At 43.9% G+C, this 528-nt stretch carries 1 protein-coding gene; it reads right to left on the reverse strand.

Annotated elements, in window-relative coordinates; all coding sequences use genetic code 11:
- A partial coding sequence (locus tag ACYVRA_RS08475) for a glycosyl hydrolase family 8 (RefSeq protein WP_461252287.1) occupies positions 1–528 on the reverse strand: 528 nt, incomplete at both ends.

Here is a 528-nt window from a genome sequence, read left to right on the forward strand (position 1 = left end):
TTATTTTTGTGCCATCGCTGGCTTTTAATGCTCCGCTTGAGCCGTTATTTGGGTTTGCCGGAACACCTCTTGTATCGTTCCAGTCGGGCCACGAGCCATCCCCGCTATTTTGCACCTTTTGCATATAAGAGATGTTTGCCTCCAGCACAGATGCCCAATCGTGATTGCTATCGTATTTTTTAAGCATTCCAAGAGCGGGCAAGGAAATGTAGCTTATGTTGTAAAGCTGCCCTTTGCCCATAGCTTCGTTGCTGGCTGCAGGCAAAACCAAACGAGAAGAGGCATCTATTTCGTAGTTCCAAATGCTCTCGCCTATTTCCAGAGCCCCATCGAGATATTTGCTTTTATTTGTTTTTTTATAAGCTATGAACAAAGATGCCATAATATCAATATCGGCATCTGTTGCCGAACCGCCTTCTGCGCTAAAGAAATGCGTTACAATCCATTGCATTAGAGCTGTTTTGATTCCGTCTATTTTGTAGCGCCATAGCTTGCTGTATGCAAATAGCTTGTCAAATTTCTCCCACT

The organism is Treponema sp. R8-4-B8, assembly GCF_054786175.1.